Genomic DNA, 26531 nt, shown 5'->3' on the forward strand with positions numbered 1-26531 from the left:
GGCAGATTTTGGAGATAATAATAAATCTGCTCAATCAGCTAAATCTGCGAAAGAAAATTAAAAAAATATACCAACAAGGTTTTAAAAACCTTGCAGGAAAGAAAACGATGAAAAATAATATACTATTACTGCTTCTTTTCACCACGCTTTGTCTTAAAGCGCAAATTCCTGCGCTTGATAATTACAATCAAATCTGGACAACGCAAAGCCAGAATTCATCAGAATCTATGCCATTGGGTGGCGGTGATATTGGTATGAATGTTTGGGTGGAGAAAGGCGATTTGTATTTCTATTTTTCCCGAAGTGGTACTTTTGATGAACACAATACTTTATTGAAATTAGGAAGAGTAAAAGTGACGTTAAGTCCGAATCCTTTTGAAGAAAAAGAAGGATTTCGTCAGGAATTAAAACTGAAAGACGGTTATGTTTTAATTGGTCAAAATGAAACTAAAATCAAACTTTGGGTAGATGTTTTCAAACCCATTATTCATGTAGATTTAGAAAGTAAAAATCCATTGAAAATGACGGCTTCTTATGAAAGTTGGCGTTATAAAAACCATTATCCGAAAGGTAAAGAAAACAACGCTAATTCTTATAAATGGGCGCCTCAGGGAGAGCTTATTACGTATAAAGATTCTATTTCGTTTGAAAATAATGGTGTCAAATTTTACCATAGAAACAGAGAAAATACGGTTTTTGATGTAGCGGTAAAACAGCAAAAAATGGAATCGGTTAAAGACCAAATGCTAAACCCGATTGCGAATCTGACTTTCGGCGGATTTATGAAAGGCGATAATCTAAAACCAGACGGAACATATCTTGGAAAATATCAGGATACCGATTTCGAAGGTTTTAATTTAACAAGCATTAAACCATCCAAGAAACATTCTTTAGAAATTTATTTAAACACCAATCAATCTGATTTTTCTGCTTGGGATAATGGATTGAAAAGTTTGATTTATCAAAATAAAAACACAGCCAAACAAGCCGAAAAAAACACTCAAAAATGGTGGAATACTTTCTGGAATCGTAGTTTTATTTTTACACAAAAAAATCAATCGACTGCTAAAGATTCGGTTTATCAAATCGGACAGAATTATCAGTTGTTCCGATATATGCTTGGATGCAATGCGTACGGAAAATATCCAACCAAATTCAACGGTGGACTTTTTACAGTTGATCCTGTTTACACGAATAAGGATTTGAATTTTACACCCGATTTCAGAAATTGGGGCGGAGGAACGATGACGGCTCAAAATCAGCGATTGGTTTATTTTCCGATGGTAAAAAGCGGTGATTTTGATATGATGAAATCGCAACTGGATTATTATTTGAGTTTGCAGAAAAATGCCGAATTACGTTCTAAAATATATTGGAATCACAACGGTGCTTCATTCACAGAGCAATTAGAAAATTTCGGACTTCCAAATCCAGCCGAATACGAGTGGAAACGTCCAGCAGACTACGATCCGGGAATGGAATATAATGCTTGGCTCGAATACGAATGGGATACGGTTTTAGAATTCTGCCAAATGATGCTTCAGCAGAAAGAGTATGCTGGAGAAGATATTCAGAAATACAATCAATTCATTATAAGCTGTCTTCGTTTTTTCGATGAGCATTATCAATATTTAGCGAAGCAAAGAGGAAGAAAAGCTTTAGATGGAAATGGAAAATTAATTCTTTTTCCGGGTTCAGGAGCAGAAACGTATAAAATGGCAAATAATGCCAATAGCACAATTTCGGCTTTACAAGTAATTACAGAAAACCTTTTAAACCTTTCAGGGAATCAATTGTCAAAAGAAGACTTAGAATATTTAAAAGCATTTCAAACTAGAATTCCACCTTTGAATTTTGGGCAGATTGAAAATCATAAAGTTTTGCTTCCTGCCAAAACATGGGAACGGGTTAATAATTCGGAAGTGCCACAATTATATCCTGTTTATCCTTGGGGAATTTACGGCATTGGCAAACCGGATTTAGAAACCGCTTTGAATACATGGAAGTACGATCCAGATGCTTTAAAATTCAGAAGTCATATTGGTTGGAAACAGGATAATATTTTTTCGGCGCGTTTGGGATTAACCGAAGAAGCGATGAAATATAATACACTTAAAATGGCCAATTCAGAAAGACGTTTTCCAGCATTTTGGGGACCTGGATTTGATTGGGTTCCAGATCATAATTGGGGTGGATCAGGAATGATTGGTATGCAGGAAATGCTTTTGCAGGAAGCAGACGGGAAAATCTATCTTTTTCCAGCATGGCCGAAAGAATGGAACGTTCATTTTAAATTACATGCTAAACAAAATACAACAATTGAAGCCGAATTCGTAAATGGAGAATTGAAGGTTTTAAAAGTAATTCCAGAAGAAAGAAGAAAAGATATTATAAATCTGTTAGGGAAATCTGAAGCAGAGAAAACGAAATTAAACTAACTACTACCATTCAAAATGATAAAGAAATTAATAAGTGGTGCTGTTTTGTCCATGCTTTTAACCACAAACGGACAAGCACAATCAGTTCAAAATACTGATAAACAAATTGTAAAGGTTGACTTTGATTTTTTTCAAAGAAAACTGGAAGAAGTTCATGATCCAAGTTATGATTCATGGGTTATTAATGAAGGGAAAGAAGCTGAAAAATCATTTAATAATGTGTCATTTAAGTTAAAAGGGAACTTTACTTCTAAATGGTACAAAGTTGGAATGAACGCGCCGTTTTACAATAGATTAGGAAGCGACGGTTTGGTTACATCTGAAAATTTAGAATTGAAAATCAGTGGATTGAAAGCTGGGAAACATACACTTTTGACATTTCACAACGCTTTTGATGTCATTACAGGAAAAACTTTTTCTCCAATAAAAATCTACGTAAACGGAAAACTTCAGGAAACGGTAAATGCAAGTCAGAGAGCCAATGCTAAAATTGATGCTTCAATGGCGTATATTACTTTTAATGCAGAGAAAGGAAAAGATATAATTGTTCGTTTTGAAATTGATCCAACTTCAAACCCTGATATTGTAAAACAGATTGTAATTAACGGTTTTGAAATTGATACGCCAAATTTGATGAATCAAGCCAGAACTCCAGAACCAAAAAACAGAGATGAACATGTTGAAGTGGGTAAAACTTTGACTTTAAAATGGGATGCTGTAAAAAATGTGGCCTCTCATAAATTATATTTTGGTGAAGATAAAAATGCTGTAGAAAACGCGACAGTAGCTTCAAAAGAATTTAAAGGAAAATTGACGGAGAAATCTTTTACAGTTTCCGATTTATACAGTGGCACAACTTATTATTGGAGAGTCGATGAAGTAGATACTAAAGGCGAAGTTACTTTAGGTAATGTATGGTCATTTAAACCGGCTCAATTGGCTTTTCCAGGCGCTGAAGGTTATGGACGTTATGCTGTTGGTGGACGTGGAGGAAAAGTAATTGAAGTAACGAACTTAAATGATGACGGACCGGGAAGTTTACGTGATGCTATTAATCAGGAAATTGGACCAAGAACGATCGTTTTTAATGTTTCGGGAAATATAAAACTGGCTTCGAGATTAGTAGCAAATCAGCCTTATATCACTATTGCGGGACAAACTGCTCCGGGCGAAGGAATCACAATCAGCAGAGCACCAATTGGATTGACAGGAAATGATGGCGTTATCCGATTCTTGAAAGTGAGAATTGGTGGCGGAACTACTTTTGACGGAATGGGATTAACGGGCGCTGATTATAGTATTATTGATCATTGTTCTATCAGCTGGACAATTGATGAATCGTTTAGTTCGCGTGGCGCGCATCATATTTCGTTGCAAAGAACTTTAATTTCAGAAGCGTTAAATGTGGCTGGACATGATAAATATCCTGCTGGAAAAATGCACGGTTTTGCAGCAACTATTGGTGGTGATATTGGAAGTTTTCACCATAATTTATTGGCACACAATCAAGGTCGTAACTGGAGTATTGGTGGTGGCTTAAACGGTGATGGTTATTACACAGGAAGATTGGATATCACAAATAATGTGGTTTACAACTGGGGAGGAAGAACAACTGATGGCGGTGCAAACGAAGTGAATTTTGTAAATAATTTTTACAAACCGGGCGCTTCAACTACCATATTTGTGGCATTAAATGCACAGCATGAAGGTGTTGGAAAAGGAATGCAACGTTATTATTTTAACGGAAATATTATGCCAGGTTACTTTGATGAGAAATCTCAAGATAAAGGCAGAAAATCTACTATAAGCCACAATGAGAAAGTAGAATATGAAACTTTCGTAGATAAACCATTTTTTCCTTCTTACGTAGAAACGCAATCAGCTAAAGCGGCGTATAAAAATGTACTTTCGGATGTTGGTGCCAATCAGCCGTTTTTTGATAAACACGATAATAGAATCGTAGATGAAACTTTAAAAGGAACTTTCACTTATAAAGGCAGTAAAAGTGGTTTAGGCGGTATGATCGATAACGAACAAGATGCAGGCGGATGGCCAAACTTTGTATCAGAAACTCGTCCTGCAGATTGGGATACAGATCACGATGGATTGCCAAACTGGTGGGAAAAAGCTTTTGGTTTAAACGAAAATTCGAAAGCTGGAGATTTCTCAGATGCCAATCAAGATACAGACAAAGACGGATTTACGCAGTTGGATAATTATTTAGACTGGCTGGCGCAGCCTCATTATTTTATCAATTTAAAAGATAAAAAGATTTTAAGTGCTGCAGATTATTTCAAAGGTTATGAAAATAAACCAGTTTATACTTTCTCTGATCTTAAAAATGGAAAAGTGGTTTTAAAAGGAAAAGAAATTCAGTTTACAGCCGTTGAAAAAGGATTTGCATCTTTCGTTCTAACGGTAAAAGATGCAGACGGAGATTCAATGAGAAGAACCATTAATTTTTTCGTAAAATAAAAAAAGGTTTCACGCAGATTTTGGCTGATTTAGGCAGATCTGCGCAGATTTTATTTTAAAGAGTAAAAATTAAAAAATAATCTGCTAAAATCTGCAAAATCTGCGTGAAAAAATCAGATTATAATAGATTAAAAGAAAAAAAATAAATCAGCGCAATCTGCTAAATCTGCGAGAAAAATTTAAACTCTCGCAGATTTGGCAGATCAAGCAGATAAAATTAATATCAAAATGAAAAAGAATATCATCATTTCAAGTTTGTTTCTTTCAACTGTAATCTTTGCACAGAACAAAGGCTTGGTTGCGAATTCAGAAAGTCCATATTCGAAATTACAGAGCGTAGGCTTGCAAGATGTAAAATGGACAAACGGTTTTTGGAAAGAACAATTTGATGTAGAAACCAGAAACACATTGCCTTATATGTGGGATTTGTATCATAGCGAAACTTCGCATGCTTACCAAAACTTCGAAATTGCAGCAGGTTTGAGCAAAGGAACTTTTAAAGGGCCTTCGTTTCATGATGGTGATTTCTACAAGATTTTTGAAGGAATGGCAGCGACTTATGCTGTCACAAAAGATAAAAAACTCGATGCCGAAATGGATAAAGCCATTGCGCTTTTCGCGAAAGTACAGCGCAAAGACGGCTATATTCATACGCCAGTTTTAATCGATGAACGCTGGGGAACTTTAGGTCCGGAAGAAGTAAAAAAACAATTGGGTTTTGAGAAATACAATATGGGACATTTAATGACTGCAGCTTGTATTCATTATCGCGCGACAGGAAAAACAAACTTTCTGAACATCGCAAAAGGTGTCGCCGATTTCTTGTATGATTTCTACAAAAAAGCTTCGCCAGAATTGGCTCGAAATGCGATTTGCCCGTCACATTATATGGGAATTGTTGAGATGTACAGAACGACTAAAAATCCTAAATATCTGGAATTAGCCAATAATCTAATTGACATTCGCGGAACTACAAATGACGGAACCGATGATAATCAGGACAGAGTTCCGTTTCGCGAGCAGACAACTGCAATGGGACACGCCGTTAGAGCGAATTACCTGTACGCTGGAGTTGCCGATTTGTACGCTGAAACAGGAGAGAAGAAATTGTTAGACAATTTAGAATCCATTTGGGATGATGTAACCTATCGTAAAATGTACATTACAGGTGGTTGTGGTTCTTTATACGACGGCGTTTCGCCAGACGGAACTTTTTATGATCCAACTGTAGTGCAGAAAATTCATCAGGCTTATGGTAGACCTTTTCAATTGCCAAACGCAACGGCTCATACCGAAACTTGTGCTAATATTGGAAACGTATTATGGAACTGGAGAATGCTTCAAATTACAGGAGATGCCAAATATGCTGATATTGTAGAACTGGCATTGTATAACAGTGTACTTTCGGGAATGGATTTAGAAGGGGAAAAATTCCTGTATAACAATCCGCTGAATGTTTCTAATGATTTGCCATTTCACCAAAGATGGGGCAATGAACGCGAAGGTTATATCGCTTTATCTAACTGTTGCGCGCCAAATGTAACCAGAACAATTGCCGAAGTTGGAAATTATGCTTACAATATTTCAAAAGATGGTTTGTATGTGAATTTGTACGGAAGTAATTCATTAAAAACAAAATCTTTAAACGGAGAAGAAATCGAAATTGAACAGCAAACCAATTATCCATGGGACGGAAAAATAACGTTGAAAATTGTAAAAGCACCGAAAGACTTACAGAATTTCTTTTTGAGAATTCCGGGTTGGAGTCAGAATGCGGAAGTTTCTGTTAATAATGCAAAGATTACTGATAAAATTGTTTCTGGAACTTATTTAAAATTAAACCAAAAATGGAAAAAAGGAGATATAATTGAATTGAATCTTCCAATGCCGGTTGAGTTAATGGAAGCTAATCCGTTGGTGGAAGAAGTTAAAAATCAGGTTGCTGTAAAAAGAGGGCCTTTGGTGTATTGTTTGGAATCTGATCAATTGCCAGCTAAAATTAGTGTGAATGATGTGGCTTTAAAAGTAAATTCGAAATTTGCTACGAATCAGTTTACATTAAATAATAGAAATTTAGTTAGTATTGATGCGGAAGCGGTTATAAATTCAAATAATTCATGGGAGAAAACGTTGTATAAACCGCTTTCTGCTAAAAATGAAAATACAGTACAAGTAAAATTGATTCCGTATTTTGCATGGGGAAATAAAGGACAGGGAGAAATGACGGTTTGGATGTCGCATTAAATTTATATATAGATTCCTATTTTTTTGTAGAGGCGCACTGCAGTGCGTCTACGCCATGTATATCAAACATTGTGGTTACGTTGCATTAGACGCACAGCAGTGCGTCTCTACAGATATACATTGTGTAAAAATTTTAAATATTAAAAACTATGAAATATATTCTGGCTTTATTTTTAATAACACTTTCCCTATCAGCCCAAACGTTCGATAATAAATTGTCATTAACCGTTGCTCAAGATGGTTCTGGAGATTTTAGAACCATTCAGGAGGCGGTGAATAATGTAAAAGATAATTCAGAGAAACGTGTTGTAATTACTATAAAACATGGTAAGTATGTTGAGAAATTGGAAATTCCTGCTTCAAAAACATTCATTACTTTAAAAGGTTTAGATAGAAATAAAACCATTATTTCATTTGATGATTATTCAGGGAAACCGCTTCGTGAACCAGATCCATCAGGGAAAAAAGAATTTGGAACAGGAACTTCGTATTCTTTTATAATTAAAGGAAACGACTGTACGCTTGAAAATCTTACTATCGAAAATACCGCAGGAAGAGTGGGACAGGCGGTGGCGCTTCATATTAAAAGCAATCGTGTTATTGTGAAAAACTGTAATCTTTTAGGAAATCAGGATACGCTTTATTTATCTGAAGGAAATACACGAACTTATTTTGAAAACTGTTTTATCAACGGAACAACCGATTTTATTTTTGGTGCCGCAACAGCTTATTTTTATAAATGCACTATTGAAAGTTTAATAAACTCTTATATCACGGCAGCTTCAACTCCGCAAGGACAAGCTTACGGTTTTGTTTTTGTTGATTGTAAGCTTACCGCAAAAGACAAATCGGTAGATCAAGTATTTCTGGGAAGACCTTGGAGACCTTATGCCCAAACCGTTTTTATTAATACAGATTTAGGTTCGCATATCATTCCAGAAGGTTGGAATGCTTGGATTGATACTCGATTTCCGGATAAAGATAAAACGGCTTATTATGCAGAATTTGGAAGTAAAGGTTTGAGTGCGAAAGATTTGTCTCAACGTGTTTCTTGGTCGCATCAGCTAAAAAAAGAGGATGAACAGAAATATAAAATGGATTTAGTTTTTAACGGATGGGATCCAAAAAAATAAGCTCATGAAAAAGTTTCGATTTTTTATAATAACATTGTGCTCGGTTTTAATACTGAGCGCTTTTAGTTTTAAGTCAAAAGTAACAACGATTTATCTAATTGGAGATTCTACAGTTGCCGATTATTCGCTAGAAGAAAATTATCAAACTAAAAAATTTCCGCAAGTAGGTTGGGGACAGGTTTTTCAGCCTTTCTTTCAAAAAGACAGTTTAACATTGGTATCTAATGTTTTAGGCTCTGCGAAAGAAGTAATAGTCGATGATCGTGCAAAAGGCGGAAGAAGTACGAGAACTTTTTTTCAGGAAGGGCGTTGGGCTTCGGTTTATAAATCACTCCAGAAAGGAGATGTCGTGATGATGCAGTTTGGACATAATGATGCTTCGGTTGAAAAAACGGAACGTTATGTAAATATTGAAGGTTATAAAGAATTTTTGCGTTTGTTTATTAATCAGACCAAAGAAAAAGGCGCAACTCCAATTGTATTGACACCGGTTGCTAGAAATTATCCGTGGAAAGACGGAAAGCTTAGCAACGTTCATGGAGATTATCCGCAAGCAGCTATTGATGTGGCAAAAGAACTGAATGTAAAATACATTGATTTGAATGAGCTTTCGATAGATTTTTTTTCTTCAAAAGGACAGGAGTTTGTAACTGTGAATTATTTTATGAATTTTGAAGCAGGTAAGTTTCCTGCTTTCCCAGAAGGCCAAAAAGACAATACGCATTTTCAAGCCAAAGGCGGAGTTGAAGTAGCTCGATTGGTTTTTAATGCAATGAAGAAATTATAAGTTTAACAACATATCGTAAGCCCGTTAATCATAGGATTTAGCGGGTTTTTTTATTGGATTTTTTTAAACGAATAATCAGAAAATTGCAGTTTACATTTTGTTGGTCAGAATTTACGTTTAAAAATATTTTATTTTAATGAAAAAAAATTAAGTTTTTTTTAAACTAACCTGCATGTATTAGATTTATATTTTTGTAGGTTTTTTAAGCTGTAAAAAATATATTCTTAGTATTTATCTCTATCGTTTTCGTAAAAAATCCTATTTTATAAGCTCTTATTTATCAGGTGTGATAGGATTAAGTTTTGCAGAATATATACTATATGTTTATTTTTGATAACAATCTTATTGTTTTTTAGTCAAAATGAGTTTTTAAATTTTGTTTTAGGCAAACATTTATCTTAAATATTTTGGTTCGTCTATTTTTTCCATTCGTTTTTTATTAATATTGTTTTTTTAGTCACATTTTTTTTGACATTCTGCGATTAAAACAGGATAGAGCAGGACGGTTCTAATGTGTCATCGTCATATTTTTGGAATATTAAAATAAATGTGTTTTAAACATTTAATAAAATTAATTTAAGATTCCATTAAGAAAAATTTTGTTAATAGACCAAACGCATTAAACATGACTAACTAACATTAATAACCTAACCAAAAAAACATTTATGAAACAAGCACTTATAAAAAGATGTAGTTTTCTTTTGTTTACACTGATGAGTGTATTGAGTTATGCTCAAAGTAATCAAGTTACTGTAACTGGAGCTGTTACCGATAATGTATCAGGCCTTCTTCCAGGAGTAAATGTAACTGAGAAATCTACAAAGAATACAGTTACAACAGATTTTAATGGTAAGTATGAGATTAAAGTAAAGCCAGGTGCTACTTTAGTGTTTTCATTTATTGGAATGAAAAAATTAGAAATTCCAGTTAACGGACGCGCAATAGTAGATGCTAAATTATCTGAAGATTCAAATGTGCTGGACGATATTGTCGTTGTTGCATATGGTACACAGAAAAAGAATAATGTTACGGGAGCTATTGTTACCTTGAAACCAGATGATTTTCAGGATTTGCCTGTATCAAACTTATCTGAATCATTGCGTGGTCTAACCCCAGGTTTAAATGTTGAAGGTGGAGCCGGACGTCCAGGAGATGCTGCAACTCTTCAGATTCGTCAAACTTTTGGATTTTCAAAAGATGGTAATTCATCTATTCCATTGGTAGTTATTGATGATATGGTGCAAATTGATCCTCAAAACGGAAAACCTACATTAGAGACTTTTAATCAATTAGATCCTTCAGAAATTGAAAGTATGACTGTTTTAAAAGACGGTTCTGCTGCAATTTATGGTTCAAGAGCTTCACAAGGAGCTATTATCGTAAAGACTAAGAGAGGAAAATCTGGAAAACCAAAGTTTACTTATTACAGTCAATATTCATTTAATGATGCAGTAAGCCATGGTAAAACAATGAGTGCTTATGAGCATGGAATTTGGAAAAATAGATTTTTGAACTCAAATTTAGATCCTGTGGCATCTAAATATTTTTCTGCTGCAGAGCTTGAGCAAATGAAAAGCTTAGATTATGATTGGCTTAAAAAAGCTTGGAAGCCAGCTACACAGCAAAGACAGTCTCTTTCTGCAAGTGGGGGAACTGAAAAAGCAACTTATTTTGCTGGTGTTACTTACTTTGATCAAGGACCTAACTTAGGGGAGCAAGATTATAAAAAATGGAATTTCAGAACAGGAACAAATATCAAAATTTCTCAAGATCTAGAATTCTCTGCTTCGGTTTCTGCTATTACAACAGATGTAACCAAATCATATACTAAATCTTCGGCAAACTTAAACGATAGCAGTTTTGGTTCAGCGGCTGGAGGAGAACAAGCAGATTATGCTTATTTATTGCATATGCCAAAGTATGTTCCTTGGGATACTACAATAAATGGTCAAACGTATTGGGTTTCTCCTTTTCCACGTTCAGATCGTAACTTAGGTAGTGCAAATGCTAATACCACTATTGCAGGATGGAACTATTTTGCTGCGTTAGATGCTGGAAAGCAAATTGAAGAGCAGTTTTCATATAATGTCAATTTGTCTTTGGAGTATAAACTGCCATTTGTAAAAGGTTTAAGCGTAAAAGGAAGTTTTGCAAGAAGTCAATCAAGCAATTATACAGAGCAGTTTCAATTGCCTTATGATTTGCTAAGAATTGCCAATCACGAAAAACAGGATAATCACCTTTTAACTGCAAGTTCTGAGTTTGCAAATGGTGGAAAACCAGAAACTAATACACGTGGTTCAAGAGCTTATTATACTACAGATTTGGATAAATTGGTTCAGGCAAACTTTTTTGCAACGTATGCAAGAACGTTTGGAAATCATAATGTATCTGCAATGTTTGGTTATGAGCAATCAGAAGCATGGAACAAAAGAGTACGTTTAGCTTATGAAGGAACTTCAAAAGACTTTTTAGGGAACAGTACAACAGCTGGACCTATAAGCACAAACTCTGAAGCTGTTAAAGTGGAGTCAGGGACTCAGTCTTACCTTGGACGTTTAAACTATAACTTTAAAGACAAATATCTTGTTGAGTTTATATTTAGAAGTGACGCTTCTACTAAGTTTGCACCGCAAAACTATTGGGGCTTTTTCCCAGGTGCTCAGTTAGGATGGGTAGTATCTAGAGAAGATTGGTTTACTGATAATGTTTCTTGGATTAATAATTTAAAATTACGTTACTCAATTGGAAAAACGGGTAAGGATAATATTGATTATTGGAGATGGTTGCAGTTTTACGAGCCATTAGCTGACAAAGGAGCACAGTTTGGTGGAAATGGAGGTCTTTTAGGAGGTGGAATTACACCACGTCCAAATCCAAATGAAGATGTGCATTGGGACACTACAATCAAAAATAACATTGGTATTGATGTGGCTTTCCTTAAAAATAGATTACAAATTTCGGCAGATTATTACTACGATAAAACAACAGATGCCTTAATTGGTTTGGCTGGCGAAGCGGGTACTCCAATTACTGTTGGAGGTGGTTTTGCAGAAGTCAATTATGCTGCGGTTGATAGCTGGGGAAGTGAGTTTAGTTTAAACTGGAATGACAAAATTAAAGAAAACTTTAGTTATAATGTTGGAATAAACTTTGCGTTTAACAATAATGAAATCAAACAATACCCTACACTTGCAAGACCAAACGCAAATATGAATGTAACAGAGGTTGGTCATTCTACCTTTTTCCCACAATGGGGATTCAGAACTTGGAAAGGAACTTCAACTGGTGATGGTATCTTAAGAACAGATGAGGATGTTGCAAATTACTGGAATTATTTAACAGAAAGAGCTACAGCTGCAGGAGGAGTGCCTAATTATTTAACTATCAACAATGTAAGCATGATGAGAAAGGGGATGTTGGCTTACGAAGATACAGGAGGTGTTTACAATGCATCAACAGGAACTCAGGCCGGAGCTGATGGTAGAATTATGGCAAATGAAGATTATGTTAAATTGGCAAAAAACAATAGAACATACGGTTTTACAAGCAATCTTGGGTTCAAATATAAAACGTTTTATTTTAAAACACAGATTCAGACTTCTTGGGGAGGCTACAGATCTATTGACTTAGTAAAACAAGGTGTTGGATCTGCTCATAACGATTGGTCTCACGAATCTTTCTGGACAGATATGTATGATGCCACTGATAATCCTAATGGTAAGTATCCTAATATGGCTCAAGAGTCTGCTTTGGTTCCATCAGATTTCTGGCAGTTAGATACTTTTAGATGTGTAATTAGAAATATGTCTTTAGGATTTGAACTTCCAAAAGAGGCTATGAAGCAATTAAGTATACAGAAAGCTACTTTAGGTGTAACAGGAAACAACCTTTGGGATTTATATAATCCTTATCCAAATCATTATAGAAATATGTATGATGATTCAGTTTCAAGATATCCAACTCTTAGAACTTGGTCAATTAATTTGAATGTATCATTCTAATTTTAATTAAAAAACAATTATGAAAGCAAAAATTTGTACATATATAGCAATGATACTTTTAATGGTATTGGGAGTTTCATGTAGTGATGACTTTTTAGAAGATAAAAAACAGTATAAGTATTATGACGCAGAGTTTTTTAAAAGTGAAGAACGTGTTAATTGGTATGTAAACAATTTATACTACGATTTTTACGATGGATACAAAACACCTACAGCAGTAGTTGTTGGATCTTGGACGACTACTCAGACTTCTTATACAGAGGAGATAGGTGGTATTTCGGCTATGATTAATCCAAATGTAACTTTGGAAAATGCAGCAGACGGATCGGGCTATTTTGGAAAAACATTGGTTGAAAACCCTTCTAATGATCCATATAATAGAATTAGAGATTGTAATGTAATGTTGGAGAGAATTGATGTTGATGGAGCTAATTTACCTCAGACATTTCGTGATCAAATTAAAGGTCAGATGTATTATTTGCGTGCAATCCAGTATTTTGATTTGATGCGTACTTACGGTGGTGTTCCAATTGTAACAACAGTTCAAACGCCTTCTAAAGATGATCCTTCAATAAAAATACCGAGAGCTACAGTAGGCGAATTGGTTAAGCAAATTGTGGCTGATCTTGATTCAGCAGCTGGTTTATTGCCACCTAAATGGCCAGCTAGTGATTATGGACGTTTTACAAAAGGAGCAGCGATGGCTCAAAAAGCTCGTGTTTTATTGACCTATGCAAGTCCATTATTCAACAAAAATTGGGATTCAGCAACAGAGCGCTGGGATGCTGCTTTAGCAGCTGGTTTAGCAGCAGAAGCAGAATTAACTTCACAAGGACACGGTTTGTATGGTACAACTGCAAGAGATTGGGAAAGAATGTTTTATGTTAATGATAATGCATTTATTTCAGAAGCTATTGTTATTAAGCTTTTAGCAAGCAGTACGACAGTTACTCCTTCTTTACAGTCGAATAACTCTTGGGAAAGATCAATGCGTTTGGCAAGCCAAGGCGGACAAGGAAGTGGAGGAGTTGATGCACCACAAAGTATGATTGACTTATTTCCTATGGCTAGTGGAAAAAGGCCTACAACTGCAAATAATTATGATCCATTCTTATTTTTTAAAGATCGTGATCCTCGTTTTTATAGAACATTTGGGTTTTCAGGAAGCTATTGGCCTTACAATAATAGTTTAGCGACAGCGGCAGCTCCAACTGTTTGGGCATATCGTTGGACTAGTCCTACCAATGCTAATACTTTTGGCTTTAGTATGGGTAATGATGTAGCGAGTCCTGCCTTTATTCGTAAAATGTCTAGCCCAACAGTAAGCAATGCATCAAACTTTCAAATCTCTGGAACAGATATTATGGAATATCGTTTTGCTGAGTTAGTATTGAACATTGCAGAATGTTATGCGGCTAAAGGTGATGTTGGTAATGCTGCTACTTATTTAGGGAGAATCCGTAAACGTGTTGGAATTCCTGCAACAGATAATTATGGAATAGGAACATTAGGAGACAAATATGCAGCCCTTGAAGCTTGTTTATATGAGCGTAGAGTGGAGTTAGCTTACGAAGGAAAACGTTTTTGGGATACTCAAAGATGGATGCTTTATAGTGATGATGCTGCAATTAATGATAATACGAATAGTAAATTGGGCATTCCAGTGATAAACGGGACACAACGTATAGGAAATTATTTGCATTATAAAAATGGAACTAGTGCAGTAGGTACTGATCCTTTAGCAAATGCTCGTGCTTCTATTTCGGTAGATCCAGATGCATCAAATTTTCAAGCTCAAATTACTGCTTTAGCAACTTTCTATACAAATAATTTTGTATTGCGTTCCCCTCCAACACCTATGGATAATGTTGGTAACGTTGCAACTCCAATTTCATGGAGATCTAATTACTACATTATGGGATTAAATCAAAGCGCTTTAGTGAACAACCCTTGGTTGACACAAACTGTAGGATGGAATGATGGTAATGGTGCTGCGGGTACTTTTATTTACCAAGAATAAATTTATTTATACAAAAAAAATTAAAATATAACTTTTCACCTGTATTCGTTAAAAGATACAGGTGATTTGTTTAAAAAGAATTACCACAACTAGAAATTAACATGAAAAATTCCGCATTATTTATCGCATCATCTCTGCTTTTTTTAGGAAGCGCAAAATGTTTTGCTCAATATCCGAAGATAAGTCCAGAAGTTCAGGCTCAGGAAAAAGCTATTAAAGAAGAAGCTCAAAGACTTTCTGATGAAGCTTGGACAAAAGCTTTAGTTGTTATTGAAGAAGAAGCAAAACACGGAAAACCATATATTCCGTGGGCAGCAAGACCAACCGATTTGCCTCAGGCTGATATTCCAGCTTTTCCAGGTGCTGAAGGAGGAGGAATGTATACTTTTGGAGGTCGTGGAGGAAAAGTCTACGTAGTAACAAGTTTAGAAGATCGTGGACCAGGAACTTTACGTGAAGCCTGCGAACAAGGAGGAGCAAGAATAGTGGTATTTAATGTGTCAGGAATTATCAGATTAAAAAGCCCGTTAATTATTCGTGCGCCTTATATCACGATTGCAGGACAAACTGCTCCTGGAGATGGTATTTGTGTGGCAGGAGAATCTACTTGGATAGATACTCATGACGTAGTAATTAGACACATGCGTTTTCGTCGTGGAGAAACTTTCGTAGGACGCCGTGATGATTCAATTGGAGGAAATCCAGTTGGAAATATTATAATTGACCACGTTTCTGCAACTTGGGGATTAGATGAAAATATGTCAATTTACAGACATATGTATAGTCCAGGTCCAGGATATCAGGATATTAAAGTTGGAACGGTAAATGTTACAATTCAAAACAGTTTATTCGGAGAAGCTTTAGATACTTATAACCATGCTTTCGGAAGTACATTAGGAGGAGAAAACTGCTCGTTCATGAGAAATATGTGGGCCAATAATGCAGGAAGAAACCCTTCTATCGGTTGGAACGGAATTTTCAATTTTGTGAATAACGTAGTTTTCAACTGGTACAATAGATCTACAGATGGTGGAGATTATACTGCAAACTATAACATCATTAACAACTTCTACAAACCAGGTCCTGTAACCGATTTAACTCAGCCAATTAGCTATAGAATCTTAAAGCCAGAATCTGGACGAAGCAAATTGCCTTATATGGTTTTTGGTAGAGCGTTCGTTAACGGAAACGTAATTAACGGAAACGAAAAAGTGACAAAAGACAACTGGGACGGCGGTGTTCAAATGGAAAATAAAAAAGGAGAATTGATGTCTTATGAGGAATCAAAACCTTATTTTGATAAAATGAAATCAGATAAGCCTTTTCCAATGCCTTGGTTTAATAAATTCATGACTGCAGAAGAATCTTATGAATTCGTACTTAAAAATGTTGGTGCAACATTGCCAATTAGAGATAAAGTTGATGAAAGAATCGTAAGAACTGTAAAAACTGGAGTTCCAGAATATGCAAAAGGATTAGAGAAAAAGACTTTCTACCAGTTTGAGCACAGACGTTTACCGATGGATTCTTATAAAAAAGGTATTATCACTGATATTTCTCAAGTTGGAGGATATCCTGATTACAAAGGAAAACCTTATGTAGATACAGACAAAGACGGAATGCCAGATGCATGGGAGAAAAAATATGGTTTAAACCCAAATGATCCATCAGATGCACAAGGTGACTTAAATGGAGATGGTTACTCAAATATTGAAGATTACATCAACGGTGTAAATCCTGCAATAAAAGTAAACTGGAAAGATTTGGCTAATAACAAAGAAACATTGGTTAGACCTTTATTAGATTTAAAATAAGGAATAATTTTTGAAAACATTCTTGTTTTTAAGGAGCAGGAATGTTTTTAAAAAGAGTCTGAAAGGCTCAAAGCACTAACATAGGACAACGTCCTATGTATAACAATAAAGAAAGAAAAAAAGCCCTGAAAGGGCGAAAGCAATTAATGAAATACGGACAAAAGCTTACGTCCTTTCAGGGTTTTGCTATCTGTTGTAATTCATAGGATTTTACCCTAGGGTGTTGCTTAAAAGGCCGTTGGCCTTATGATTGAGTTCAAAAGAATAACTAAAAAAATAAAGACAATGTCGCTAAATAAAATAAATGTCAGCTTATTATCATTGCTTTTCGCTTTTTCAACTTTAAATGCGCAACAGCATTTAGATCCTGAATACATCAAAGTTACCAACGAAAGAGCTGCAAAAATCGTTACAAAATTAGATTTAAAAGATGCTAAAAAAGAAGCTGCAGTTTCAACCATAATAGCGCAACAATTCAGAGATCTAACTGAAATTCAGGACGGAAGAGATGCTGAAATCAAAAAAGTAAAAGAAGATGCAAGTTTAGCTAAAGAGAAGCAAAACGAGAAAATTGATAAACTGAAAGCAAAAGCAGACGAATCAATTGCAAAATTGCATAAATCTTACATTAAAAAATTAGGTAAAGAATTATCAGAAGATAAAATCACTGAGGTTAAAGACGGAATGACTTATGGCGTGCTTCCAATTACGGTTGCAGGTTACAACGATATGCTTCCAAATTTGACTAAAGAGCAGAAAGATTATATTTATAATGCTTTGGTTGAAGCTAGAGAGCACGCAATGGACGCTGGCTCATCTAAGGAAAAACACGGCTGGTTTGGTAAATACAAAGGAAGAATCAACAACTATTTATCAAAACAAGGTTATGATCTAAATAAAGAAAGCAAAGATTGGCACGAACGTGTTGAACAAAGGGAGAAAAACAAAGCACAAGATTCTACTGCAAAAGAATAATCTCTTAAAAACTAACTACTATTAACTAGACCACACAATTCAATGCAAAATATTTTTCCAAACCGTACTTTAAAGAGAACATTAATGGCTTTTTCATTTTGTTCGCTTGTTTCATCGGCATATGCCCAATATCCAGTAATTCCAAAAGATGTTCAAGAAAAAGCAGATGCTATTTTGGCTGACGAAGATAAAAGACTGAACGAAATCTGGAATGCCAATTATCATATTATTAAAGAAGAAGCAAAACAAGGAAAACCTTATTTGCCTTGGGCATCTTATCCAAAAGATTTTGTAGTAGCTAATATTCCTGCTTTTCCAGGTGCTGAAGGTGGCGGAGCATATACACAAGGTGGACGTGGCGGAAAAATATTTGTCGTTACGAGTTTAGAAGACAGCGGAAAAGGAACTTTTCGTGAAGCCTGCGAAGCTGTTGGAGCAAGAACAATTGTTTTTAACGTTTCAGGAATTATCCACTTAAAAAAAAGAATTAGCATGCGTGCGCCTTATGTAACCATTGCTGGACAAACTGCTCCGGGTGATGGAATATGTATTGCTGGAGAAACTTTAGAAATTGACACACACGACGTTATTATCAGACATATGCGTTTTAGACGTGGTGCAACAGAAGTAACAAGAAGAGATGATGCTTTAGGAGGAAATGTGATTGGAAATACTATAATTGATCATTGCTCTGTAAGCTGGGGATTGGACGAAAATATTTCTTTATACAGACATCAATTTGCGGCTAATGCAAAATCTAAATTGGAGAAATTACCTGCTGCCAATATTACAATTCAAAACACTATTTCATCAGAAGGTTTAGATACTTATAATCATGCATTTGGTAGCACAATTGGCGGATTGAATAGCACTTTTATGCGTAATTTATGGGCGGATAACATTTCTAGAAATGCTTCTATCGGAATGCATGGCGACTTTAATTTCGTAAATAACGTAGTATTCAATTGGTGGAATCGTACGCTTGACGGTGGTGATTATCGCTCGATGTTAAACATCATCAATAACTATTTTAAACCAGGACCGATAACACCTGCAAACGAGCCTATTGCACATAGAATTGTGAAACCTGAATCTGGATATATTGAACCAAAACAATACGGAAGAGCTTACGTTTCAGGAAACTTTATTGTAGGTTCTCCTGAAGTTACGGCCGATAACTGGAACGGAGGAGTACAATTGGAAAATCTTCCAGAAGCGGAAACAAAAGAATTTTTAGCTGCAATTAAACAGCCAAAACCTTTTTCAATGCCTCAATTTAAAATTATGGGAGCAGAAGAAGCATACGAATATGTTTTAACAAATGTTGGAGCAACATTCCCAAAAAGAGATGCTGTTGACGAGAGAATTATTAAGCAAGTTAAAACTGGAAAAATCGAAGTAAAAGACGGTTTAGAAAACAATATTGGAAAAGATTTTATCAAAAGAAGATTACCTGCCGATTCATATAAAAAAGGAATTATAACGCATCCTGATCAAGTTGGCGGATATCCAACTTACAAAGGAAAAGCATATAAAGATTCAGATAATGATGGAATTCCAGATGCTTGGGAGAAGAAATATGGTTTAAATCCAAACGATGCTTCAGATGCTAATAAAGATGCAAACGGAGATGGATATACCAACATCGAAAAATATTTTAACGGAATTGATCCAACCAGCAAAACAGATTGGACGAAAATTGAAAACAATACGGATACTTTAGCGAAGCTAAAATCATTATTGCAATAATTAAAGTTAAAGTATTTTCAACGCAAACCTGACAGGTTTTTAAAATCTGTCAGGTTTATGTACACAAAGAATATCCACCTAGTTTGTGGAAAAAGACAAACCTAAAAATTATATGAGCTTATATTGCTTATATGGTTTAATTTTAAAGTCTAAAAAATTAATAAGGTGAATTTTATCCAATTTATAAATACAATCTCCCTTCAAAAAGATAAAATAGTTTTGTCTGGTTTGGCGATGTTTTTCAGTATAAACATTACAGCCCAAAACGCTTTCCCAGATATTATCAAAACCAAAGAAGGTAAACTTTCTTTCACAGCCGATAATCAAGGAAATCAAATCCCTGATTTTTCTTTTGCAGGCTATAGAAACTCTGAAGTTGCGATTCCGAATTTGGACAACAAAGTTTTTGTTTCCCAACAAGAAGAAGATGCAACGCAGAAAATCCAAAATGCAATTGATTATGTAAGTGCTCTTAAACCAGACAAATTAGGTTATCGTGGAGCAGTATTGTTAGACAAAGGAACTTTCAAAATCCGCGGAACATTATACATCAGAAAATCAGGAGTTATTTTAAGAGGAAGCGGTAATACCGAAAACGGAACTATACTTTTAGGAACGGGATTAGAAAGAGAAGCTTTAATTAGAATTTTGGGTGAAAATGATAAAGTGTATAAAGATTCATTTGAATTTGCGAATGCCTATACGCCGCTTGGAACTCAGAAAATCCAATTAAAAAACATTTCAAAATTAAAAGTTGGCGATGAAATCGAAATCAGTAAACCTTTAACGGATAATTTCATTAAAGAGGTTAAAATGCAGGATTTCGGTGGAGAAACTTCTTGGATTGGCTGGAAAAAAGGAGATTGGACTACAACTTGGAACAGAGTTGTTACTAAAATAAATGGAAACGAAGTAACTATAAACGCTCCAATCACAATGTCTTTGGATGATGTTTTTGGAACTTCAAAAGTAACTGTTTATTCTTGGCAGGGAAGAATTGAAAATAACGGAATTGAAAATATCTTAATAAAATCAACTTACAATCCTTCAAATTTAAAAGACGAAGAACACCGTTGGCAGGCAATCAGCATCGAAAGTACCAGAAATGCTTGGGTAAAACAAGTAAATTTTAAACACTTTGCAGGCGGAGCAGTTACGGTTTTAAAAACTAGTCAGCAAATTACTATTGAAGATTGTATTGCCACAGAACCAATTTCAGAAATCGCTTCATTTAGAAGACATACTTTTTATACTGAAGGTCAGCAAACACTTTTCCAGCGTTGTTATTCAGAATTTGGATACCATGATTTCGCTGTTGGTGGATTTGGAACAACTGGTCCAAATGCCTTTGTTCAGTGCGAATCACATTTACCATTCGAAAACAGCGGCGCAATCGGAAGCTGGGCAACCGGAGTTTTATTTGATATTGCCAATATCGACGGAAAAGCATTAAGTTATAATAACAGAGAACAAGGAGGAAGAGGCGCTGGATGGACAGCGGCTAATTCTGTAATCTGGGAATCATCAGCTTCAAAAGTAGAATGTTATAGTCCGCCAACAGCACAAAACTGGGCTTTTGGAGTTTGGGGACAATTTGGAGGAAACGGACATTGGAAAGACGTAAACGGACATATTAGTCCAAGAAGTTTATTTTACACTCAATTAGAAGCCAGATTGGGAAAACTTTCAGTTCAGCCATTTATCTATGATTTAGGATCAGAGCCATCATCAAGTCCAACGATTGAGGTGGCACAAGAATTGACTAAAAATTCAGCAACAACTGCAAAAAGTTTACAAGAATGGATTGTAGAAGTTTCAAAAGCAAATCCGATTAATACAGAAAGTAAAGGCTTAAAAAATGCAAACGATTTAAAAGTTGCTTCGAATAAAACTGAAAAATCGACTTCAAAAATAATCACAGAAAATGGCTGGTTAACTTTTGAAGGAAAAGTAGTTGCAGGAAAACAAACCAACATAGCTTGGTGGAGAGGCGATTTAACCGATGATTTCGTAAACAAATCAACTCCGCACATCACGCGTTTTGTGCCTGGAAGAACTGGAAACGGATTGACTGATAAAGTGGAGGAAACGGTGGATTATTTGACTAAAAACAATATCGTTGCCTTAGAACACAATTACGGTTTATGGTATGACAGAAGAATGGATGATCATGAACGAGTACGCCGAATTGATGATGACGTTTGGCCTCCGTTTTACGAACAGCCTTTTGCCAGAAGCGGAAAAGATTTCGCTTGGGATCATTTAAGCAAATACGATTTAACAAAATTCAACGATTGGTATTGGAGCCGTTTAGCGCAGTTTGCAACACTGGCAGAACCAAACGGACAATTGTTAATCAATCAGCAATATTTTCAGCATAATATTTTAGAAGCCGGAGCGCATTGGGCAAGTTCGCCTTGGCGTTCAGCAAACAATATCAACAGCACAGGATTTCCAGAGCCACCGCCTTATGCAGGAGACAAACGTATTTTTATGGCGGAGCAGTTTTATGATATTACGAATGTTCAAAGAAGAAAATTACACGAAGGTTTTATCAGAAAATCGTTCGAGACTTTTCAGGAAAACAGCAACGTAATTCAATTAACAAGTGCTGAATATACAGGTCCATTACATTTCATGGAATTTTGGTTAGACCAAGCCCAAAAATGGAAAGACGAAACAGGTAAAAAAGGATTAATTGGTTTAAGTGCTACAAAAGATGTTCAGGATGCGATTTTAAATGATGCTAAAAGAAATAAAACCGTTGATGTAATCGACATTCGTTATTGGTATTACAAAGAAGACGGATCAGCTTATGCACCGCAAGGAGGCGTAAATTTAGCACCAAGACAGCACGCCAGAAAACTAAAAACCGGAAAAGAAACGGACAATCAGGTGTATCGTGCCGTTCGTGAATACAGAGAAAAATATCCTGAAAAAGTCATTTTATATTCAACAGACGGTTCTTCAAGATTTGGATGGCCGGCTTTAATGGCTGGAGCTTCAATGCCAAACATTCCGAAAATCGAATTGCCTCAGTTTTATGCCGCTTTAAGCGAAATGAAATTAGTTGATGGAAATACGTTTTCAGACAATCTTTGGAAACTGGAAAATAAAGGGAAAAGCTATCTTTTTTACTTGAAAAACGATCAAGATATTACAATCGGTTTATCAAACGAAAAAGGAACATTTGAAGTATTTGCAATTAATGCTTCAACAGGAAATACAACAAAAAAAGCAAATATCAGCGGAGGAAAACAAGTCACAATTCCACAAGCTGAAATAAAAGAAAAAGTACTTTTTATAGTGAAGAAGTAAAAGAAGGGTTTGCCACGAATTGCACGAATTTGCACGAATTTAATTTTAAATTAAATCTGCTCAATCTGCAAAATCTGCGAGAGAAAAAAATTTCACACAGATTTTAAAAAGATAAAAGCAGATTCAACAGATTTTTAAATTTTGATCTGCGTAGATCAGCCAAAATCTGAGAAATCTGCGTGAAATAATTAAGACAAAGCAGAGAAAAAAATTAGTAAAAATTCGTGTAATTCGTGGCAAACAAACCTAAAAACATAAATTCAAAAACAAACCAAAATGAATCTGAAAATTAAATCTTTATACGCTCTTTGTATAAGCTTTTTGTTTACAGCACAAAGCGGATTTTCGCAATCTGCCAAAACAAAAGCATCTCTGCCTGAAATCAAAGTATCTAAAAATCAGCATTATTTTGTTATCGAAAACGAAAAACCATTTTTCTGGCTTGGCGACACAGGCTGGTTGGCATTTGGAAAACTAGATAGAGCAGGCGTTGATAAATATTTTAAAGACAGAAAAGACAAAGGATTTAATGTCGTTCAGGTGATGGTTTTGCACAATATCAATGCCGTTAATGTTTATGGCGATGCAGCTTTAATCAACGAAGACGTTTCAAAACCTTTGCTTACAGCAGGAAATGATTTCAAAGATGCAAAGCAGTACGATTATTGGGATCACGTAGATTACACTTTAGACGTGGCTCAAAAAAACGGAATTTATGTAGCGATGGTTCCGGTTTGGGGAACAAACGTTTCAAAAGGAAATAAAGTTAGCAAAGAACAAGCAACAGTTTATGCAAAATTTTTAGCTGACAGATATAAAAACAGAACCAATGTAATTTGGTTAAATGGTGGAGATACACACGGAAATGAATTTCAAGATATCTGGAATGCTATCGGAAATACTTTAAAAACCAACAATCCGAGCCAGTTAGTGACTTTTCACCCGTTTGGAAGAACTGATTCTTCAGAGAATTTTCATAATGCAAAATGGCTGGACTTCAATATGTTCCAGTCAGGGCACAGAAGATACGATCAGGACTCGGTGAAAACGAATTTCAAAGAAGACAATTACAAATTTGTTTTAAGAGATTTCGAATTAAAACCAACAAAACCAACTCTTGATGGAGAACCATCTTACGAAGGAATTCCACACGGTTTGCACGACACTTTACAGCCAAAATGGACAGCAAGCGATGTACGTCGTTACGGATATTGGTCGGTTTTATCAGGCGGTGCAGGTTACACATACGGACACAATGCCGTAATGCAAATGTTCAGAAAAGGCGATAAACCAGCTTACGGAAACAAAGAATTATGGACATCGGCCATCAATGCACCTGGAGCAAAAGAGATGATTTACATTAAGAAATTAATGGAAGAAGTGCCATTTTTAGAAGGAGTTCCAGATGTTTCTTTAGTGGTGAACCAAGGCGAGAAGTACGATTATATTCCAGCCATAAAAGGGGAAAAATACGCTTTACTTTACACTTACAACGGAAGGATAATAGAAGTAAAACTAGGAAAAATCTCTGGAGATAAATTCGAAGCAACTTGGTACAATCCAAGAAACGGTAAGAAAACTAAAATTGGAACATTTGATAACAAAGGAACTCAAAATTTTCAACCAGAAGGTAAAAAAGAAGATGGTAATGACTGGGTTTTGATTTTGAAGTCAAAATAAAAAAAGTCTAGTATGTCCTCCTGAGCGAAGTCGAAGGACCACAAAGATTGGACATAATGTTTGATATAGCATACGCCCTTCGACTTCGCTCAGGGTGACAAAAAATGAGAATAAAAAACTCTCGCAGATTTTGCAGATTAAGCAGATAAAAATCCTTTTAATCTGTGAAATCAGTGGCAAAAAATAAATCCGCACAATCTGCAAGATCTGCGTGAAACCAAAAAATAAACTATGAAAAATATACTAATAATACTCTGCTTCATCGCCGGATTAAACACCACTTTCGCAAATGACGGCTGGCTGAACATCTTAAACGAAGGCGGAAACAACAAAGGAATAAAATGCACCCAAGCCATCCAGAATGCAATCGAAAAAGCATCTAAAAATGGTGGAGGAACTATCTTTTTCCCTGCAGGAGAATACTTAACAGGAGCTTTAACATTAAGAAGCAACATTACAATTCATTTAGATTCGGGAGCGCTTTTAAAATTTTCAGAGAACTTTGATGACTATCTTCCTTACGTAGAAATGCGTTATGAAGGAATTGTAATGAAGAGTTTCCAACCTCTATTTTATGCCAAAGACGTAGAAAACATCACCATCACAGGAAGAGGCGTAATTGACGGACAAGGAAAAGCGTGGTGGAATGAAGTCTACCGAATTGAAACGGCCAAAGAACCGCTTCCTCCAACCAAATATCAAACGATGTGGGAAGAACAAAACAAAGGACTTTACACAGAGCCTTATTACAAAAGAACGGTTGATAAAAAGTTTTTCAGACCATCTTTTTTTCAGGCTTATAATTGTAAAAATATTTTAATCGAAGGTGTTACATTTCAAAATTCGCCTTTTTGGACAATCAATCCGGAATTCTGTGATAATGTAACCGTTACCGGAATTTCGATTTTTAATCCACATTCGCCAAATACAGACGGAATCAATCCTTCTTCTTGTACCAATGTTCACATTTCAAACTGTCATATCAGCGTTGGAGACGATTGTATCACGATTAAATCAGGAAGAGATGGCGATGGACGTAAATACGGAAAAGCAACAGAAAATGTAACCATTACAAACTGCACCATGTTAAGCGGTCACGGAGGAGTAGTAATTGGAAGCGAAATGTCAGGCGGAATCAAAAAGATTACCATTTCAAATTGTGTTTTTGACGGAACAGACCGCGGAATCCGTATCAAATCGGCTCGCGGAAGAGGCGGAGTGGTAGAAGATATTCGTGTCGATAATATCGTCATGAAAAACATCAAAGAAGAAGCAATCGTTTTGAGCCTTTTCTACGATAAAGGAACTACAGTTGAACCTGTAACCGAGAAAACTCCGATTTTCAGAAACATTCACATGAGCAACATAACGGCTTCAAACGTAAACAAAGCCGGACAGATTCTGGGAATTACCGAAATGCCAATTCAAAACATCACATTCTCGAACATCAACATGGACGGAAAAGAAGGTTTTACAGTAAGTACAGCCACAGATGTTGAATTTCATGATGTAAAAGTAAATGCAACTGTAGGTTCGTCTTTCAAAATATCCGATTCAAAAAATATTATTTTAGACAATGTTGGATCTTCAACACCAATAAAAGGAATTCCGGTTATCAAATTAGATAATGTTTCGAATGCGTTGATTAACAATAATTTTCCATTCAATCCAACCGATATTTTTATCGAAGCGGATGGAAAAGAGACTAAAAACATTTTCTTGAAAAACAATGTTTTAAATAACGTTACAACGAAAATCAAAAAAGGAACTTCTTTAGATAAAAAAGCAATTGCAGAATAATGTGTTCCTGCAAGGTTTTCAAAACCTTGTAGGTTTAGTTTGAGCACATAGAAATACCTACGAGGTTTTGGAAACCTCGCAGGAAAAGAAAACA

Annotated in this window: 13 protein-coding genes; all 13 read left to right on the forward strand. The window is 35.5% G+C overall.

The genetic code is table 11. The features are described 5' to 3' along the window. Positions 1-107: 107 nt before the first annotated feature. The 13 genes from RB618_RS14705 to RB618_RS14765 all read left to right on the forward strand — a co-directional run bounded on the left by RB618_RS14705 (position 108) and on the right by RB618_RS14765 (position 26437). On the forward strand, positions 108-2438 hold the full coding sequence (locus tag RB618_RS14705; RefSeq protein WP_308069423.1) for a DUF5703 domain-containing protein: 2331 nt from the start codon (positions 108-110) through the stop codon (positions 2436-2438). A 15-nt stretch (positions 2439-2453) separates the two neighbouring features. Beyond that, on the forward strand, positions 2454-4913 hold the full coding sequence (locus tag RB618_RS14710) for a T9SS C-terminal target domain-containing protein (protein WP_308069424.1): 2460 nt from the start codon (positions 2454-2456) through the stop codon (positions 4911-4913). Positions 4914-5141: 228 nt separating this feature from the next. After that, positions 5142-7157 (forward strand): glycoside hydrolase family 127 protein, encoded by a 2016-nt coding sequence (locus RB618_RS14715; protein ID WP_308069425.1) that lies wholly within the window; start codon positions 5142-5144, stop codon positions 7155-7157. Positions 7158-7306: 149 nt separating this feature from the next. Continuing rightward, on the forward strand, positions 7307-8290 hold the full coding sequence (locus RB618_RS14720) for a pectinesterase family protein (RefSeq protein ID WP_308069426.1): 984 nt from the start codon (positions 7307-7309) through the stop codon (positions 8288-8290). Positions 8291-8294: 4 nt separating this feature from the next. Further along, positions 8295-9077 carry a rhamnogalacturonan acetylesterase gene (locus tag RB618_RS14725; protein WP_308069427.1) on the forward strand — a complete coding sequence of 261 codons (783 nt, stop codon included), beginning with the start codon at positions 8295-8297 and terminating at the stop codon, positions 9075-9077. 665 nt (positions 9078-9742) lie between these two features. Continuing rightward, positions 9743-13081 carry a SusC/RagA family TonB-linked outer membrane protein gene (locus tag RB618_RS14730; RefSeq protein WP_308069428.1) on the forward strand — a complete coding sequence of 1113 codons (3339 nt, stop codon included), beginning with the start codon at positions 9743-9745 and terminating at the stop codon, positions 13079-13081. A gap of 19 nt (positions 13082-13100) precedes the next feature. Next, the gene (locus RB618_RS14735; RefSeq protein ID WP_308069429.1) at positions 13101-15101 is read left to right on the forward strand and encodes a RagB/SusD family nutrient uptake outer membrane protein; all 2001 of its coding nucleotides are present in this window, start codon (positions 13101-13103) and stop codon (positions 15099-15101) included. Positions 15102-15202: 101 nt separating this feature from the next. Beyond that, positions 15203-16915 carry a polysaccharide lyase gene (locus RB618_RS14740; protein WP_308069430.1) on the forward strand — a complete coding sequence of 571 codons (1713 nt, stop codon included), beginning with the start codon at positions 15203-15205 and terminating at the stop codon, positions 16913-16915. A gap of 285 nt (positions 16916-17200) precedes the next feature. Next, complete coding sequence (locus RB618_RS14745) at positions 17201-17890, forward strand: DUF3826 domain-containing protein (protein ID WP_308069431.1); 690 nt, start codon at positions 17201-17203, stop codon at positions 17888-17890. A gap of 42 nt (positions 17891-17932) precedes the next feature. Then, on the forward strand, positions 17933-19639 hold the full coding sequence (locus RB618_RS14750; RefSeq protein WP_308069432.1) for a thrombospondin type 3 repeat-containing protein: 1707 nt from the start codon (positions 17933-17935) through the stop codon (positions 19637-19639). Positions 19640-19804: 165 nt separating this feature from the next. Beyond that, positions 19805-22957, forward strand: coding sequence for a DUF6298 domain-containing protein (locus tag RB618_RS14755; RefSeq protein WP_308069433.1), 3153 nt, complete (start codon positions 19805-19807; stop codon positions 22955-22957). Between the two features lie 276 nt (positions 22958-23233). Continuing rightward, a complete protein-coding gene (locus RB618_RS14760; protein WP_308069434.1) occupies positions 23234-24637 on the forward strand; it encodes a glycoside hydrolase family 140 protein in 1404 nt (467 codons plus the stop codon). Positions 24638-24868: 231 nt separating this feature from the next. Further along, positions 24869-26437, forward strand: coding sequence for a glycoside hydrolase family 28 protein (locus RB618_RS14765; protein WP_308069435.1), 1569 nt, complete (start codon positions 24869-24871; stop codon positions 26435-26437). Positions 26438-26531: the final 94 nt, after the last annotated feature.

This window comes from Flavobacterium sp. LHD-85, assembly GCF_030929595.1.
Classification (GTDB): Bacteria; Bacteroidota; Bacteroidia; order Flavobacteriales; family Flavobacteriaceae; genus Flavobacterium.